The following is a 17,238-nucleotide window of genomic DNA, read 5'->3' as shown; positions in this document are numbered from 1 at the left end:
ATTATCGAATAACCTGGTCGACGATGAAACCGTTGTAAAAAAAGCCTTTATCCATAGCTGTCAAGCGCTCGGATTCGGTGTGTATGTATCGGACATTTTCGGGTAAAATCTGCGAAATCCGGCGTGGTACCATCAGGTTCCAGTATGCCAGCCGCCCGCCCTGTTCGCTGCCGGCAATCAGCGCACGGGCCGTCTCCCCGAACAAACCGGTATCCATATATTCAAAAATGTCCGAGAGGTTCATGCAATGAAACTTCCCGTAATGCGCAATGGCTCCCTGTGCGTAGCATTCCTTCATATGCAGCCGATCGATGTTGGCGCGTATCCTCGGGTAATGCTCCTTTTGCAGGTAATGCGGCAAGAGGCCGTCAAAACTGCCTGTGAGGGTGTATCTCAAAATGTAGTTGTCCTGCGCGGCCACCGAGGCAAGCTGGGACGCAGCTTTTTCAAAAATAAACTTCGAAACAGAACCCTGGACCTGTTTCTGAAATTCGGGATCGCGCCCGTATTTCCCCATCACATACCTGCTGAAAAAGATACGGAACAGCAGCCGCCAGCGCCAGGTATTCCATTGGTTTTGATAGAAATACGCCTGCTCCTCTGCCGTTTTTGGTTTAAAAAGTGCTTCTACCACACGCTGGGAATGGATCCAGGGCAGTATTTTCCCACTGAAAAGCTGAAAGTACCGTTCGAACTTTCCCTGGTGGATGACGCCGTTGGCGATCAGCGCCAGGTTCGACTCCCAATAGGCCCTGGTGGCGCTGCTCAGCTGACTTTTCAATGCCTGAAAACACTGCAACCTGCCCTCCGACTGCCTGAAACCAAGAAAACTCAGCGCCTCTTCCCATTCCAGGTTTTGGATGCAAACCTTCTTCAATTCGATCAGAAAAAGCTGGGTAGGGTTAATATCGACGGCCGCGACCAGTTCGGGATCGGTGACGAGGAAAGAAAAACTATTATCACCCGCCGAACCGATCGAAAGCACCTTGCTTCCCGGCGCGGGCGAAAGGCCGGCCAGCAGAATATCCGCGTCTTCCCAGCAGTTGGCATACCGGATCATATTAAAATTGACCCTCTTTGTTAAATCCGCTTTCGTCATCGGGAAATAGTCCTGATTATGCCCGTACTCCCATCCATTTCAATTTCATCGCCTGTCTTGAGGCCTTTCAACAGACCCGTTACCCCCACAATGCATGGTTTGCCCATTTCACGGGAAACGATCGCCGAATGGCTCAGCAAGCTACCCCGCTCAACGATAATGCCCGACGCACCCGGGAAAAGGGTCACCCAGCCGGGGTCGGTGCTGGTGGTGACGAGGATGTCGCCATTCAGTGAAGGCACTTCCGCGGGGTCGGCTACTACCCTTACCCGCCCCCTTACCCTACCGGGTGAGCAGCCAATGCCCTTCAAGTCACCCTCCGGCCTTTCGACCCGGTCGATATTGAAAAAATCGTTGCCGTTATAAGGCGCACCATAGGTAGCAAACCGCTCCGAAAGCGGGCCCAGCTGCTGATAATGCTGAAATGCCTGCTGCCGCAATGCTACCAGCGCCTTAATGTCCTGCGTCACCGCCGTGCCTTCGATATAGCTGAAAATCTCCTCTTTCGTGAGGTAAAAAATATCCCGCGCATTAACGAGAAGGCCATCGGCATAAAACCGCTTTCCAATAAAGGTGAAAATCTCCCGCACGATCCCGAATGCGCGCGTACGCTCGTAGCGCAGGTTCTCGCGGGCGCTGACGAGCTCGCGCGTGTAGCGCAGCGTGAGCCGCATTTTCCACTGGCCCATGACTTTACCTTTCAAATGCCTGGCTATTTCCCGCTCCGCATTCGCACGGATTGTGTCTTCCCGCTCGCCGGAAAACTGCTCGTCGGTAATGCCCGTTTCCACGTAGGATTTCAGCACTTTAATGAACCGGACCGGCTCCTGGGCGTATGAGATCGTTTCGAGTTTCAACTCGCCTACACAGCGCTCGCCGAAATCGGCAATGTAACGGTCGATATCGGCCTTTATCTCAACGAACTCCGGATCGCTGCCCGCTCCGAGCATTTCGTGGATGGCATATTCATTTTTTGTCAGAAACAAATCCTTCAACGCCGGAACCGCAGCAATGCGCGCGGCGATGGCAATGCTTCGATGCACGGGCTGTACGGAAATAATGTCGTTACTCCCGCATAGCAGGTCGTTATGAAGGTTGGGGTTACCGCCGCCTGCAAACTGCCCGCATTGTTTCTGGAGCATTCCGAACCAGATCATGGCAAAAAAGTCGTTCAGCAACGGGGCCTTCCATTCGAGCAAAAGCTTACGTTCGAAATCGAGGTACAAATGCATGAGCTCGTCGGCACTCTTCTCCGCGAAAGGGATGGCCTTGTATTCGCTGATCGTCCCCTCCACGAGCTGCATAAACTCCCGTCGCTTCCGCGGCAGCGCCCTGAAACGGTACAGCATTTGTACTGCCATTTTCACAATGCTCCACCACGCCTTCCCTTTCGGCAAGCGGTAGGACTCCGGGATATCGAACTGCTCTTTCACCCCCATCATTTTCTCCATGTACCGCGCATTAATGCTGTACCCCGGCAGCATAGCCAGCATGTGGTACCAGGTTTTAAGGTTATAGTAAACCCGGCCGTTCAAAAAACCGAGCGTATTGGCAAACACTCTTTCATTTTTCCTGATAACCAATTCACTCACACCCAGATAAGCGCTGAAAAGCCTGTAAGCCACTTCATAGGATTTGCTGATAAACGAGAATGTCAGCGGCGTGGTTACGCCGGGGTACGATTCAATGATATTACTGTTATCCCAAAGAATGTAATTGCCCGCGGGCCTGGCCTTCAATGTGGTAATGGGCCTGGTTTGAAGCAAATAGATCTGGTCATTTCTGACGGCGAACTCAATGTCCTGCGGATGCCCCAGCGCTTTTTCGAGTGAATCGAGTATCTGGCCGAGCCGGTGAATCTGCTCATGGGTAAGCGCCGGTCCGGCCTGCTTTCCATCCGCGAGGACAGACCGTATTTCAGCCCCCTCCAATACAAACTCGTCGGCATTGACTTCCCCCGAAACCAGGCGGTCGCCCAGGCCGGAAACCGCGTTGATTACCTTCTGCTGCCGGTTGCCTGTGAGCGGGTTAGCACCAAATGCCACGCCGGCCGCATCCGCATCGACCATTTCCTGCACAATCACCGCCACACCACCGGCACCGGAAAGCCCGTGATGTTTCCGGTAAGCCATTACCCGTTCCGAAAACGCCGATTGCCGGACATCCGCTATCCGCGCAGCCAATTCGCCGGGCGTGACGCATAAGTAGCTTTCAAACTGCCCCGCAAACGAAAACGCCGTGCCATCTTCCCCGGCGGCCGACGAGCGCACGGCGAAATGGCGGGTTCCTTCAAAGGCGCTCAGCAAGCTGCTAATAAGCCCGGATTCGGAAATATCCTCACGCAATGTCTCCCACGGGATCACCACAAAGTGCGGTACCGGCAAGCCGAGTTCCTTCAAACGAAACAGGTTTCCGGCCTTGCCGCCAATCGCGACGCCGGTTGCTTTGTGAGGTTCGGTATCGGAAACGAAATACATCAATGGAACAGCAGTTTTGAGATCATCGGCCCGGCACCCAGCGTAAGGTACATCGCGATCGTCCAGAGCGCCGATGCATATTCGACCATTTTTGAAAGTTTTGCAGTCCTGGCCTTCCGGAACCATACTGCCGGCAATGCGCAAACCAGGAACACAACGCCTAAAACCACCAGCACCACATAGCCATAACCGGCAAATACCGAAGCGGCCATGCTCAGCAAAAGGGTTACCACCAGTGCTGCGAGCCATAATCCGATTGCCCTGGGTACGCCCAGCATCGAAGTATAGGTGAGCACTCCCTCCGACTCCTGTTGCGGGGCGCGGATTTTGCGGCCCACTTCCAGCACAATGCCGTTCATATAAGATACTGCAAAAAAGAAAAACAGGCCTTCGGGCGCCTTCACGCCAGCCAGGAGCCAGTCGAGACCGCTGGCGTAGATGTCGATCAGCGGGATGATGAACATATGCGAAGTAACGTACCAGAACTGGTGCTTTTTGAGCCATTCGGCTACAAAAAATTCTCTCCCCATCAGTAAAAGGTACCCGATTACCACCGCGTATATCCAAAGCATTTTGGGAAAGAAAATCAGGTTTACCAGCACTTGCGCCACAACGACGACGGCACCCGTGAGCGCCAGCTCGCGGAATGTGACAAGCCCGCGGGGAACGGGCAGTTCTTTACGAAAGCGGGCGTCGTCTTCCGCATCTTTGAATTCGTCGAAGATCCTGACCAGCAGGAAAAGGGATATCGTCGTAAAAACCCCCACCGCAAATGTCCGGACATCCACAAACCCTTCCGTGCCCCGGCATATCCGCGAATAGGAAATCGCGGAGAAGCTGAATGCCGCCACGAGCAACCCGTGGCCAAGCAACGGGAACCGCTCCTTTTGATAAATATAAAACCGGCGGAAGAACGGTGCGCTGTTCTCCCGGGCATTGCTGAATGCATTTCCCTGGGCAGGTAGCTTCATCTTTTGCGGCCAAATTTCTGGTGTGCTGCGGTGAACCGGCCCGCCGAAAGGGCGGCCGCAATGGATATTTCGCCCGCCAGCACCAAGGCACCGCATATTTCAGCAAATTTCCGGGTCTTGCCGGCACCAGCACAGCCGATCAGTTCGAGGCACTCCTTTTGAGTTGGCAACCCTGTGCCGCCACCGACTGTCCCGACGATGAGGTTGGGTAGCGTAACCGACACGTACAAGCCGCCGTTAGCCGTAAGTTCCATGCGTGTAATGCCCACCGAGGCCTCCGAAACGCAGGCCACATCCTGCCCTGTGGCGATGAACAATGCCGTGAGGCCGTTGGCGTAATGCCCCTGCGCGCCGATCGAACCGCTTTGAATGGTGCCGATCGTCGATGACCGCCAGTATTCCGCCATAGCTTCCGGACTCGTTTTCAGTACGTCGTGTACGATTTTTTGCGGGAGCGTAATTTCGGCGGTGACTTTCTTGCCCCGAACATTCGCGAACGACTGGGAAGTCGCCTTTTTATCGCCTGAAAAATTGCTTTCGATAAACCAGAACTGCGGCTGTACCGGGGCATTCTGAATGATGTACCGGCAAATGGCGTCCGTGCAGATCGTCACCATGTTCTGGCCGGATGCATCGCCCGTGTGATATTCGAATGTGAGAATGAGGTGGTTGCCTTCAATATTGGATTTCATGTCGATCAGCTTTGCATAGCGGCTGGCCGACTCGGTAATGCGACGAAATTCTTCGAGCTGGCTGATAATCCACACCAAAAAAGTGCCGAGATTGCCCAGGTTATCGAACTTGAAAACCGGAGACCGCTGCACCCCGTCGATCAGGCATACCGACGTAGCGCCCCCCGCCAGGTAACACGCCCGCGCACCGCGGTGGTACGATGCGAGCAAGCTGCCTTCACTCGTCGCCAGCGGTATATAAAAGTCGCCTTTCGCCATAGAGCCGAGCACCGACACGGGGCCGATCACGCCCGTGGGCACCATCGACATCCCGATATAGTTCTCGATATTTCCTTCCAGTCTTGAAACATCCGAAAACTGCCGCTTCCCGCTCAGATAGGGAAAATCATGGCCTGTTTTTTCCAAAAGAAATGCGAGCCGCTTCCTGATCCCTTCGACCGAAACGGGTATTTCGGAGGGTAAACTTTCCGGCAGCGATTTACTTAACGGCTTATTTTTGATCTCGTCCAGGAGCTGTTCAAGGTCTTGCAGGGCGCTCATAGCGTGGAGCGCCTTTTTCGTGGTTTCGCTGGTAGAAGACATAGGATAGACAAGTGATTGATAGCAAAGGGCTTGCACCAATAGATACACCCATTGGCAACCGCTAACATACTAAATTTCACATACCTATCATACCATCACTTAGTAAACAGAAAGGCTTGCCCAGCCTGCGTAATGGTCGCTTCTTTTTGCTCCGGCCGGAACTCCATCGTTAGGTCCACAGCATCAATTTTAAATACGTCTTTTTTAACGGGCGTAAGCAGAAATGCAGGTTGGCCGGTCGCTTGGAGGAACAGCTTGTTATCCTTATGGCTGATCGTCACTTTTAACGGGATTTGCTTGCTCTCGTAAACGCCCTGGTACCGTTCAGCCTCTTCCGGACTGATCTGCATGGTATTAAAGTCGGGGATAGCCACCGGTACTTTATAGTAGGCGCTGAACATGGCGATCAGGACGTCATTCAGCGGATAATCGCCCCCGTTCGAGAAAACAGCTCCTGCCAGGCTATCACCGGGGAAATAAGCCACCATGGTCCGGAAACCGTCCAGGCCACCGGTATGGCCGTACCCTTTTTCTGGTAAAAAGGCATTGGCGCTAGTCCTATTCCAAATATATCGACGATCTTGGTCATTTGGGTCAGACTCTGTTGCGATACCAGTTTACCGGTAAAAAGCGCATTCATGAACGTTAATACATCGCCCGGAGTCGAAACAATGGCACCTGCACCTGCCGGCTGGCTCAAATCGGTTTCCTCCCGCTTTTCCCAGCTTTTTGAAAACGAATAGGAATAAGCATCACCGCGGGCCGGGTCGATCTTTCCGCCAAAAGACGTGGTTTTCAGGCCTATGCGTGAGAGAATCCGCTCCTGGAGGTTCTTTTCATAAGACTTTTTAGTGATGTCTTCGATGATATATCCCAGGAGAATATAGCCACTATTACTGTACTTTGCCTCGGCGTCGGGAACGAAGTCGGGTTTATACTTTGCAAAAACAGCGAGCATTTCGGCACGTGTCCTGGGTTGTGTCTGCTGTTTCCAGTAAGCCTCGTCATCCGTAAAATTGTGGATACCGCTCCGGTGGCGCAGCATCATTTCGATCGTAATCTGGCTTGCATTCGGGATATCGGGAAAGTATTTATCCAAATGCGTATCCAGCGTAAGCTTTTTCTCTTCTACCAGCTGCATGATCATCGTCGCGGTGAAGGTCTTCGTAATCGACCCGATGCGGTAGCGGGTTTGCGGCGTTGCTTTGACACTGCGGGTACTGTCGATCACCGCGTAACCGATTGCCCGTTCGTACACTTTCTGCCCCTTGTGCATCAGCAGCACGCTCGCCATCGACTGATCATGTACGGTAAGAGAGTCGAAAAGGCGGTCGAGGTCGGTGGTATTGACTTGCTGGGCCGATGCGGAAAACGCAAAAAGCCATGCGACGATCGGTATCAGTTGGATTTTCATGAGAGGATATGGTCTTTTTTGCAAATAAACCATATGCCCGATATCTGAGGTAACCGATCGTCACATTTTTGTTAATTTACATCAATGCAAAATCACAATCTTGTGACTGCTTTGGGAACCGTCGGCATAGTGAATGGTCACCCAATGCACGCCGGAAGTCAGCGCCCCCACCTCCACTACCGACTGGTTTTCAGCAGAAGTGTAGAGGCGTATACCTGAAAGTGAATGCAGCTGAACGCTCGAAAACCGCCTGTTACCGCTCCGGATGTACAGTTTGTCGGCCACCGGGTTTGGAAACAGCATCACCGGAGAGTTTCCGGTAGCTGCAAAATCGACCGAAACAATCTGACTATATGCAAACGTTCCGTCTAAGTCTATCATTTTCAGCCGGTAGTAACCCACTCCTGCCAATGGCGAGGCATCGATGGTTTCGTAGCGATGCCCGCTTTCGCCTATTGCCGGCGTGTTCATGGGCAGCGAAGTCCAGGTGCGGGCATCCGGGCTTCGTTGTATTTCAAAATGGCTTACATTCTCCTCTTCGGCTGTGCGCCATTCCAGATACGTGCTGTTTTCGACGGGCCTAGCCGAAAAGCTCGCAAGCCGCACGGGCAGCGGCGTCCCGAACCCGATAAAATCCTTGGCGAACCAGAATTCGGAGAAGCTCTTCACCGTAAATTCCAGATAGTATCCCTGTGCATAGGGCACTTTCCTTACCGCATTGCGAGGATAGAAATTCCAGGCGACACTACCGTCATTGGTCAAATCACCGTCCTCATTGCTACCCGAATACTTGGTTACCGCCAGCTCGTAAGCCGATGCCGGCTTCACAATACCTTCCTTTCCGGGTGCCGAAATAAGCCTTTCACTTTCCTCGTCCGTGATGTAAAGCCGCACGCCCACGGGTTGGGCAAAGTCGGGCTGGGATGCCGAGATTGTGAAACTTCTGCCTAAGTAGTACAGCTTGTTTTCGACCCGCATAGGCCCGTTGTCCTGAAAAACCTTCACCGAAACCTGCCCCAGCGACTGCCCGTGCGGGTTGATAGCCGCCACCAGTGAATTATTCAGCTTGAATGGCACCCATTCATTGCCCTGCACATTGGCGGATGCCTCCGAAGTTTCCTGCAACGCATTGAAATACACCGTGGCCTGCGAATCATAAATATGGATATCGTCAATCGCGATACCAGCCCGCCCGCCTGCCGATTTGCTCTTAATTACAAAGCGGAAACGGACATAGCCACCGGGAAAATAACTGGGAATCGGCGTGGTGGCCACGTGCCATCTGGTATAGTCCTGGACGTTCCACACGTCCGTACCATCCTGCCGCGAATTGTACCAGTTGGTACCGCTGTTGATTGCCCCCAGGCGCACCCAGGTATTGCCACTCACATTGTATTCCACATATGCCACGTCGCACGCACTACCTGTACACGCGGCGAGGTCGATCGACACACTGAAACTCAGCGACGGCTGGGCCATGCCGCTCATCGCAAAACAGGGCGAATACAAATAGGATATGGTCTCGCCCGAGCGCACACCACCCAGGTTGGTCGTCCAGGCATTGCTACCGCTCGCAGCCGTCGTGACCTTACCGGTACCAGGCATACCAAACACCCACAGCGGGTTCGATTCGGTCAGATACCAACCGCCCTGACCATTTTCAAAATCCTCAAGATACGGGAATTGCGAAATCACCTGGGCCGCTTTGGCAGTTATAACCGCCGCATCGTTCCCTGCATTGTTGTCGAACGCCTTTTTGACTTTGACCTTCACATTGCGGTCGCTATTCATGAACAGCGTAGAAGAAAAGTTGAAGGCGAAAAGCGTGTCGGTACCCGCCCTCACCACCGGCACATTTCCCTGATAAGCAAGCTGATCGTTGATCAATACTTCGAAAGGCACCCGAAAGCCATCTTGGGCGCCATTATTTTTAACCAGCATACTATATTCCTGATACCCGTTGACATCACAGGAAGGGATCGCCAGCGCACTAACTTTCACGACCTCCATATCACTGTTGGTGGTATAGAGGCGTATATCGTCGATCGTCGCACCGTCCGTCTGCGCGGGGTATCGGAAACTTTGCTCCCACCTCACCTGGAAACTGGCGCTGAAATCCTTCCCGTTCCGTTTCAGCAAATCGCTCACTTCGACGGACATCAGCCAGTAGTTGTTGTTTTTGGTAAAATAAGGAACAGTATTGCTCTCCAGTGCCTCGATCCAGGGGTCGGTATCTTTCCCCCGGACGAATACACGCAACGGCCACGCAGGCCAGGTCGTGGCATAGAGCCGGTACCGGAACGACAAGCGAATTTCGTCGCTGTCAGCATGGTAAGTCGCCAGGTTATACGTTGCGTCCAGGTAGGTCGGATACTGCGAATTGTTGCCGCTGTTAGCGTCTACCGTAAATGCCTTGGAGCCCGAATAGGCCAAACCAGGATCGACCAAAGTCCGTAGCCGGCCCAGGTCACGCTCTTGCGAAAAATCATACCGGTCGGTTCCGGCAATGCCTATGGTGTTCACATTCACCTCGGCGCTTTGCAGCGATTCGAGATCATCAGAAAATGGCAGGTTAACCGGCGTATTGGCAAGCTGACGGACCAATACCGATTTCCGGTCGTTATTCGCAACCTGGTCGCCGTCCAGCTTCACCATCACCGTGAGCGGATATGAACCCGCATTGCGCATGTCGAAAGCTTCGATGAATGTATAATCGAGGTAACCATTGGCAGTGACATCCGAATGCACCGTCTCCCAGTGTACCGCCCCGTTGCCCACGGAATAACCTACCTGAAACGGTTGAGTCACGGGCAGATCGTCGAAGTTCCTGAGCCGTATTTTTATCAACTGGGATGCGCCAAGGCTGTTGGAAGTGAACAACCTGCCCGACCCGGATGGCGAGACGATTGCGTCCACAGCCAGGTCGCCGTCCGAAATAATGCCCTCGCAAGTACCGGAATCGGGTTTCCGGCTGATCGCCACCGCCCTTCGGCCAGGCACGCCGTTCTTGCGGGCCCTTACAGAAATATAATAGGTCGAATCACGGGAGAGCCCGCTGAGCACATATTTCGGTTCGCTGGTAGTGGCCACTGATCGCATTTCCCTCCCCTGCAAACGCATGACCTCGTAATCGGTGGCGCCGCTTACCGCAGTCCATTGTACGGCAGCGTAGCTTTCGCATTGGTTTGCAGCTAAGGTAATTACCGGAATGTCCATAATCGTAAACACTGCGCTTTCCTTAACCACTCCGGTGCTGTTTTGGGTAATGCGGACTTTGGCAGTGGTAGTGAATGCGTCAGGTACCGTCCAACTGAGCTGGCTGGTACCTGCCGGTACCGCGGTGTTCAGGTTCGTCCACGACGCACCGTCATTGAGCGAATAGGCTACTGAAAATGTGCTGCCGACGTTGCCATAGCTATCCCAGTAGATATCAATCACATCACCTTTGGTGAATCGCTCGCCCCCGGCAGGGTACGTCAGCACTGCGGAAGGTTCGATAATGTCGTAAACAACGAAGTACTCCTGCGGGCCGCTAGGCACCTTTTTGCCTGCCACATTCACAACGTAAGTCCCCGCCAGGGGCGCTTCGAGAACGATCTGCTCCACATTATTAACGCTATCCACACCCGGCTCAACTGCCGCCGCCGGATTGGCCGCCCTGGGAAATGCGGGCTGTATTTCAGTACCACCCGACCGGGCTACCGTCAAATCGAGGTCATTGACCAGCGTTTTCCCGGTGAGCACCGCCGGGGCAGGGTCGTTCCAGTACAGCATGATTTTAACCAGCGCCGTATTGGCCGGCACCGGTATTTCATAGCCATTCTTTCCCCCGTTGGCAACCGTGCCATTGAAGTATTGCCCTTTTTCCAGCATCGAAACCGATCGGAGCAAGTTCATCATGCCAAAACCATAGGTAAAATCCGGCCCGGGCAGCCCCTTGTCGGTAGCCCCGTTACACAGCAGCGCCTTCATAAGCGCATTCCTCGGGCTATTTCCGCCATTCAACTGCCTGTACCGCTGGTACAACAATGCCAGCCCTCCGGTGACCGCAGGCGCTGCCATGCTGGTTCCCGAGCCTCCCTGATAAGTGTTTCCGGGAAGCGTTGAAACAATGCCGGTCCCCGGAGCAACGATCTCCGGCTTAATGCGTCCATCCCTGGTAGGACCTTTACTCGAACTGGCGCTAATAAGGCTGTTCGCGCCGGTCCGTCCGGTGCTGATCACACTTTTAGAAGAAATACTCCCTCCGATTACATTGCCAAAACCTGCCACAAAGCCTTCGCATGGAGCTTCCAATCCGCTGTTCCCGGCTGCAAATACGTGTTGTAAACTGGGCAGATCGAACGCCTGGCGGTCGAGAATGTAGGAATCGAACGTATAGGAACCATAGTCGGGGCATACGCTTCCGCCGTACGAATTATTGGTTATCATTAATCCGAAATCCCGGACAAGATTCGATGCCTGTTTCCATATCTCTGAATTGGTGCGTTTGATCAGCGACGCTCCGGGGGCATATCCCTTGTACCGCTCGTTCATAATGCCGCCGCCCGCAGCCGTACCCGCAACGTGAACGCCATGCCAGTAACTGCTCTCGGGATTGTAGCTGATAACCTTCGTGGCCAGGTCGATATGCTCCAACAGGTACCCGCTGTCGCCTATCCCGATCACCACACCTTCACCGGTAAGCTGCCTTTGGCCTGGCAACAGCGACGCAAGCACGTTCGCCCGCGTCGCTGCTTCGCTCCTGTCATTGAGCGGCTCCTCCGGCGGAGGCACCGCTTCTATATATTGCACCCATGGCTGGCCTGCCAATGCAAGCAGTCTGTCCACGGGAACCTGCACTTCCACGATCTGATAAGGACTCAAAGCATCGGAGAGCAGCAGGGCCCCATGCTTATCGATCGCTTGCCGCATGCTGTCGGGATTCCAGGTTTTTACATAGCTGATCCGTACATTCACTTTCCCTTCCTCCCGCACCGCATGAGACGGCAGGTTAGATCCCAGCAATGCCGGCTGGATCTTCTGTTCAGGCTGCAACTCGAGAATCGCCCTCACCCCCGCCGCCTGCAACGCATCCCGGTCAGGTTCGCCATGCACGAGGGCCGTGTAGGCGTTCTCCGGAATGTAGTCAAACAGGGTGATTCCTGCATCCTTAAGGCGATCGATCACCGGTCGTTCAGGAATTTTAAAAAATTGGATTATTACAAATTCTACTTCACCACCGACCGCGGTCCGGAATGCGCTATCCGGTCGCTTTCGTACAAGTTCAGTTACAGATACCGGTGTGATTGTACCACTTTTGAGGTAAAGGTTGTAAGCCCTATTTTCCTGGGCCGTAACGTTAGTTAGGTGCTGCACCAGTAATACTACTACGAGGGCGCAGCGATACTTCAACGAACACATATAGAGGAGTATTGAAAGGGTCAATATTTACTTCAGAATATCGAATGTACCCCTTTTTTCAATATTTCAAACAACATGTAACTATTTGTTTTTCAATAGAAAAACCTCATAAATTCGACACAAAGCGTGAACTATTTATTGTTCCTGGCAGATCAGCCGCATAACTATCCCCTGGGTTCAACCAAGCTCTTAGGCTGCATGCATCGGAAGCAAAAGAACGGCCGGCCGGAGCGTTCCAAGGACCCCGTGGCGATGGTCATCCGAACCGGGTTTTAAAGTATATTTTTAGTTGAAACCAGGGCGCCATTTTTTGCAGGCGCAGGGCGCGTCATACGGCCGACCCAATAATTTACAAATCAAACGCCAGGAGAACGCTTGTTTAAAATATCAAATAAATACAATTTAAAAAGGAGGCTATTTTAGATAAAAACTGTGGTTGCCGGATGTTTGCCTGATGTGAAGAATATAATCGAAATCATCGGGAAGAGAGCCGTCAAAGAACTGGTTATCGGGCAAACCGTAGACCAGCAGTCTGTATCGACCTGGCCAACGGATGCCTTTCAGCTGCTGCTTCAAAACAGCTGTGTTCATAAAGAAGACTGGTTGAGGAAGTTTCGAGAAATGGTATTCCCAGGTAGTACTGTCGCCGGCAAAGACTTTGTTTTGATCGGTAATATGGCCCGCCTTGGGGTTAAATGTCGTGTAGAAACCATAAGCGGTTGTCAGCCCAACACATTGATAGGCACGTCCCAATTTCCGAGCCAAATACGAACCGATACTTTTGGAAAAAATGTTCGGTGTTCGCTGCAAATGCGCGTTGTGTGCCAGAATGACCATCTTTTTGCCTGGTTCAAGTTCCGCCAGTACGTTTTCGGCCATCAATGAATCCCTTATTTCCGACTGTATGTCCATCGCATGAGCATGCCTGGAATCGTTCAAAAGCAGGAATTGCCGGTAATTGTGAATGCTTTTTCTGACCAGTTCATGGGTCCGCGCCTTCTCTGCCAGTTTAGTCAGCACCTGATCGCTCAGTGTTTTTAACTCCGCAAAATCCGTCGCACTGATACTGTGATTATAAACCTCATTACTAAGCAATTCATAATAATGCAGGAGGCTCTTCAGCGAATCCGAAATGTCGCTGGCTCCCCCGGAATCCCTCAGGTTTTGTAGCGACTGAAACGGGCTCTGCATATCAAATCCAAAGAAACGAATGGCTTTCCCGCGTGCTTTGCCCATTTTGCCCACGCTTTCGATCAAGTCCACAAACTCAGCACATTCATATCCATACAACCTGAACGAACGCAAAATCGCTTCCAAGTCGCCGCGACCTTCCAGCAAGTAGTCATTCAATTGCTCGACCTCGGCCATGGGCGCTTCCAGCGCGATTTTCGTAAGCGCCGGGTCCGCGGCCAGCGCCTTGATCAGCAGCAACCGGGCTGTAAAAAACTCCGAAGTGCCATGCGACTGCTCTCCTATTCCCAAAATCTGAAATTCCCTGGGCAATGCCTTGCTCATAATGCGCACATTACTTTCGCCTGCAAGATCGAGCGAATCCAGCGCCACGACATGGCTTTTTAACTGATTAACCAAACGATTGTCCTGGCCGTTGACCAGTCCCGGAGCACAGCTAACGCACAAGAAAGAAAAAATCAGCACAAAACGAAGACAGGATAGCTTCATAAAGAAGAAGTTAAATTCATATATATAATTAATTTTTATATAAAGAATTTATAACTTGCTGTATACTTCTTTTTCAAATTACAATTGCTTCGCCACCCTGTAAGTATTCGCGTGCGCCTCGATGATCGTTTTGATCTGGGGCGAGTAGCCTCCGCCCATACTGCACTGGATCGGTATACCGAGCCGGTGAGCGGTTTGAAGGATAATTTCGTCACGTTGGCGGCAGCCGTCAATGGTACACGAGAGCCTTCCAAGCTTGTCGGTTGCCAGGATGTCGACACCGGCCTGGTAGAAGATAAAATCAGGCTTAATACGCTCTACGAGATTTGGGAATGTTCCGCGGAGCAGGGTAAGGTAAGCATTGTCTTCCATGCGGTCGGGCAGTTCCACATCGAGATCGCTCTTCTTCTTACGAAATGGGTAGTTATTCTTCGCGTGCATCGAGAATGTAAAAACACGCGGCTCGTTGGTAAAAATGTCGGCGGTGCCGTTACCTTGATGTACATCGAGGTCTGCGATCAGTATTTTTCGAGCTTTCCCATGATCCACCAGATATTGCGCAGCCACCGCCTGGTCATTAATCATGCAAAAACCTTCGCCCGCATCGCGCGAAGCATGGTGCGTACCACCGGCAATATTGAATGCAATACCCGTATCAAATGCTCTGAGCGCGCCATCCACGGTTCCACGGGCGATGCGCAGCTCCCGCTCCACAAGCAGGGGCGTCTGCTCAAATCCGATACGGCGCATCTCGGGCCGGCTAAGCATGCCTGCCACGAAGCGGGCGGCATACGCCTGGTCGTGCACGGCGTACACGGGAGGCATATCGATAGGCTCGGGACTGAAGAAATCGGACTCTTCCGCGATACCCTCGCGCAGGAGCTGCAAAGGCAGCAATTCATATTTATCCATCGGAAAGCGGTGACCTTCCGGAACAGGATATTTGAAGACAGGATGAAAGGCAATAGGAAACATGCAAATGGACGATACTAAGTCCCAAATTTGCAAAAAAGAAAGCGACCCTCCGAAAAGGGCCGCTTTCAAAAACGGGTGCTGGATTATTCATTGTCTCCGGCAATTACGCCAAACTCCGTGAATTCAGCACAATTAATTCGATGGTATGGGGCAAATCCCCCTGGCATTGGGGCGAACATCCGGAAACCTGGGATGAAAAATTTCACCCCACGGCCGAAATTCATTCTACCATGGCTTGCCCGTTCCCTGTACCAGCCACGGCTTCGACCACTGGCTGTTTTTCTTGCGGGGACCGGAGAAATTAGTCTCTTCCAGCTTTTCAATCGCACTGCGAACATTGTCGCCGTTGTTATTCAACTCATTATTGCTGTAAATGAAACGGAGCGGCAATGCACGGGAAACCGGTGCTACACCCGGTACCAGCGCAGGCAACGCGGTGCGGCGGTAGTCGAACCAGGCTTCGGTAGCCGCCGTCCAGCTGGCGATCCATTTCTGCTCCATAATCTGGGCCAATGTGCCTTTGTAAGCCACCGTTTTCACATAGGCATCGTATTGATTAGCCACACCCCAGGTTTGCAGCGATTGCTTGATGCCGTTATTATAATGCACTTCCGCACCTCCCGTGGCCCATCCTTTTTGCGCCGCTTCGGCGAGGATGAATGCGCTTTCGGCAGCCGATGCAAGGCGGGCTTTCAACAAATCGCCTTTCGAACCCTGATACGCATAGCTCAGCTGCGACGCGTGCTGGTTCTGTACCTGCTGACCGGTCGTCGGGTTTTCGTTATAGTAGGTTGGATCGATCATACCGGCCGGGATACCCACATATTCACCGGTGTTGAGCGGCCCGTTAAAAAGGTCCGGACGTGCAGGCTTGTAGGTTGCAGGATTAAAATGGCGGGTAAACTTATGTCCGGCCGAAATCTCCGCGCGCAATTCCTGCTCTGTCAGCGACTTTACGCCGGTTTGGATCACACCATCTTTACGGATAAACTCATCCACACCGGTTTTCAATGTAGGATCCGACACCCAGCGCACATGCACCGGCTGGAACCACACTTTCAGGCGCGGGTCATTGCTGGCCACCATGGTATTCAGCAAAGCGGCGGCCGGGCGTCTTCTCCGCCAGTTCGACTGGCTTACGTCGAATGCAATGGCAGTAGGCCACGAATCCCCGGAAGCCGTGCCGATGTAGTCCATCACGGCGTCGTCGGAGGCTTCTTTGAGGTAAATGCCTGAGCTGTAAATCTGCTCGATACCGGCTTTGGCAATATCGGGCAACTTGGCCGACACCCTCATGTAATAACGCAGCAACAGCGAGTTGGCGAACTTCTGCCATTTCAGCTTATCGCCATTGTAATACACATCATAACCCGGCGCATAAGTAGAAACATCGGCGGTCGCGAACAGGGAAGAAGCCTGTTTCAAATCTTCGATAATGCCTTTGTAAATCACCTCCTGGCTGTCGAATGCGGGCAGCATTTCACCCGCGTCGCCTTTCAGCGCGTTGGTATAAGGCGCATCGCCCCACAGGTCGGCGATGGTCCCGAAAATGAACGCTTTCATCGTCAGCGCGACGCCCTGGTGAAACGTAAAACCCATTTCGACCGAGCGTTTGTAGAGCAGGTTATTGTTTCGCAGGAAACCATACCACGCCTTCCATTCATCGTCCTCCTCGGTCCAGTTATAGTCATTGAACCCGTCTTTCCAGGCATCTTCCTGCGTGTGCTGGACCACCCCCGCGATACGGCCGTAACCCAGTTTCAGGTATTGCGTTCCCACGCCCGACATGACCGTCGGCATGAGCAAATTCGGATTGGCGGTGTTGGGGTCAACACCGTTCGGGTTTTCGTTGATCTCCGTGAGGCTTTCCTTACAGGACGAAGCAACCAGCACGGCCAGTACGAAAACGATTTTGGGGATATATTTAAAAATTTTCATCGCTTTG

Annotated in this window: 10 protein-coding genes; all 10 read right to left on the bottom strand. The window is 52.8% G+C overall.

Translation table 11 applies throughout. The features are described 5' to 3' along the window. Position 1: 1 nt before the first annotated feature. The 10 genes from AC2YIT_RS19725 to AC2YIT_RS19680 all read right to left on the bottom strand — a co-directional run bounded on the left by AC2YIT_RS19725 (position 2) and on the right by AC2YIT_RS19680 (position 17,231). On the bottom strand, positions 2-1,099 hold the full coding sequence (locus AC2YIT_RS19725) for a DUF3419 family protein (protein ID WP_487280289.1): 1,098 nt from the start codon (positions 1,097-1,099) through the stop codon (positions 2-4). Next, entirely contained in the window at positions 1,096-3,576 is a 2,481-nt protein-coding gene (locus AC2YIT_RS19720) for a PEP/pyruvate-binding domain-containing protein (protein WP_487280288.1), read from the bottom strand. Before AC2YIT_RS19720 ends, AC2YIT_RS19725 begins: the two co-directional genes overlap by 4 nt. Continuing rightward, a complete protein-coding gene (locus AC2YIT_RS19715; RefSeq protein ID WP_430849618.1) occupies positions 3,576-4,547 on the bottom strand; it encodes a UbiA prenyltransferase family protein in 972 nt (323 codons plus the stop codon). The genes AC2YIT_RS19720 and AC2YIT_RS19715 overlap by 1 nt, the downstream gene beginning before the upstream one ends. Beyond that, positions 4,544-5,821, bottom strand: coding sequence for a hydroxymethylglutaryl-CoA reductase (locus tag AC2YIT_RS19710; RefSeq protein ID WP_487280287.1), 1,278 nt, complete (start codon positions 5,819-5,821; stop codon positions 4,544-4,546). Before AC2YIT_RS19710 ends, AC2YIT_RS19715 begins: the two co-directional genes overlap by 4 nt. Positions 5,822-5,916: 95 nt before the next feature. Beyond that, on the bottom strand, positions 5,917-6,309 hold the full coding sequence (locus AC2YIT_RS19705) for a DUF3471 domain-containing protein (RefSeq protein WP_487280286.1): 393 nt from the start codon (positions 6,307-6,309) through the stop codon (positions 5,917-5,919). Further along, complete coding sequence (locus tag AC2YIT_RS19700; protein ID WP_487280285.1) at positions 6,240-7,235, bottom strand: serine hydrolase domain-containing protein; 996 nt, start codon at positions 7,233-7,235, stop codon at positions 6,240-6,242. The genes AC2YIT_RS19705 and AC2YIT_RS19700 overlap by 70 nt, the downstream gene beginning before the upstream one ends. Positions 7,236-7,316: 81 nt before the next feature. Further along, a complete protein-coding gene (locus AC2YIT_RS19695; RefSeq protein ID WP_487280284.1) occupies positions 7,317-12,638 on the bottom strand; it encodes a S8 family serine peptidase in 5,322 nt (1,773 codons plus the stop codon). A 414-nt stretch (positions 12,639-13,052) separates the two neighbouring features. After that, on the bottom strand, positions 13,053-14,318 hold the full coding sequence (locus AC2YIT_RS19690) for an erythromycin esterase family protein (RefSeq protein WP_487280283.1): 1,266 nt from the start codon (positions 14,316-14,318) through the stop codon (positions 13,053-13,055). Between the two features lie 78 nt (positions 14,319-14,396). After that, positions 14,397-15,293, bottom strand: a complete 897-nt coding sequence (locus AC2YIT_RS19685; RefSeq protein WP_487280282.1) for a histone deacetylase family protein — start codon at positions 15,291-15,293, stop codon at positions 14,397-14,399. A 225-nt stretch (positions 15,294-15,518) separates the two neighbouring features. Further along, positions 15,519-17,231 (bottom strand): SusD/RagB family nutrient-binding outer membrane lipoprotein, encoded by a 1,713-nt coding sequence (locus AC2YIT_RS19680; protein WP_487280281.1) that lies wholly within the window; start codon positions 17,229-17,231, stop codon positions 15,519-15,521. Positions 17,232-17,238 lie beyond the last annotated feature (7 nt).

The organism is Dyadobacter sp. SRI_021 (assembly GCF_057586235.1).
Note: the sequence above shows the minus strand (reverse complement) of the source record. Positions and strands in the feature narration are given on the sequence as shown.